Origin of the sequence: Roseateles sp. (assembly GCF_049240545.1) — a bacterium.
Classification (GTDB): Bacteria; Pseudomonadota; Gammaproteobacteria; order Burkholderiales; family Burkholderiaceae_C; genus Paucibacter_A.
The window spans coordinates 1-1314 of sequence record NZ_JBMLSK010000293.1; the positions used below are offsets into that span (position 1 = coordinate 1).

The window sequence follows — 1314 nt, forward strand, 5'->3', positions numbered from 1 at the left end:
GGGCGTGTTCTCAGTCGAAGTGCAACGCAGGTATTTCGGAATTCGCTGAATTGCCTCCAAGCGTTCAGGCCGCGAAGTGCGCAGCCTGAACGCTTTGCGGCGAGCGTAGCGCAAGAGCCAGCGGCGTCAAGGCCAAGCCCTTCGGGCGGTCTGCGCCGGCCTTGACTCCGCCGCCTCTTGCTCGCGCCCCGACAGGCTGGGTTGGCTCGGCGCGGCAGTCAGCCCGCGATGGCCCGCACGAATTGCTGCAAGACCTTCTCGTGCACTTCCAGCGGCGTCTTTCGCCCAAGCACCCGGCGCGGCCGCCCGTTCAGGCGGCTTTCAATCCGCGTCAGCTCCCGGCGGCTTACGGTGGACAGATCCATACCCTTGGGCAGGTATTGCCGGATCAGGCCGTTGGTGTTTTCGTTGGTCCCGCGCTGCCAGGGGCTGTACGCGTCGCAGAAGTAGACCGGGATCCCGCTGCGTCGGGTGAACTCCAGGTGCCTCGCCATCTCCGTGCCGCGGTCGTACGTCAGCGATTTGCGCATCTCCGCCGGCAGCGTGCCCAGCCGTGCCGCAAACGCGCGCGCGACGTGATCGGCGTGTGCACTGTCGAGCTTGACCAGCAGCGTCATGCGCGTGTGGCGATCCACCAGGGTGCCGACATGGGAGCGGCCACCGGCTCCCTTGATCAGATCTCCCTCCCAGTGCCCCGGCTCCAGCCGCAGTTCGGCCGCCTGCGGGCGCTCGGACAGCGGCCGCATGTTCTGTACCCCCGTAAAGCGCCTGCCGTTGGCCTTGCGCGGCCGCCGGCGGCCGCCCAGGCTGCGGCGCAGCATCCGCACCAGCTGCGCATGCTGCTGTCCGGCGGGCATCCCGTAGATGGCTCGATAGATGGTCTCGTGGCTGAGCGTGCGCAGGCCCGCAGGCACCACATCGACCGGCAGCGCCCCATCCCGCAGACGGTCGCTGATCTGCTGCGGCGACCACTCCTGGCGCAAACCGAACATCACAACGCTCCACGCCGGCTTGCGCATCAGCGCGTCCAGCTTGCGCCGAGCGTGGCCGGCCGCCGAACGCTTGTTCATGTAGTAACGACGGCCAAACTCAGCAAGATAGCGATCAAAGCCTCGCGCATAGCCTCGGCGCCACTCACGCATGATCGTGCTGCGATGCCGTCCAAGCGCCTTGCCGATCTCAGCAAAACTCAGGCCCTGCCCGCGACTGAACTCAATCGCCCACCGCTCCGCCTGGGAGAGGTGCAAATACTTCGTTCCCATCTTCACGCTCCATCTTGGGGTTGGAGCGTTGCACTTCAAGGCTGAGTCCGGG

Annotated in this window: 1 protein-coding gene; it reads right to left on the minus strand. The window is 66.5% G+C overall.

Translation table 11 applies throughout. The features are described from left to right. Nucleotides 1-218: 218 nt before the first annotated feature. Nucleotides 219-1262, minus strand: coding sequence for an IS30 family transposase (locus ACOVRJ_RS18835; RefSeq protein WP_422045362.1), 1044 nt, complete (start codon nt 1260-1262; stop codon nt 219-221). Between the last annotated feature and the right edge of the window lie 52 nt (nt 1263-1314).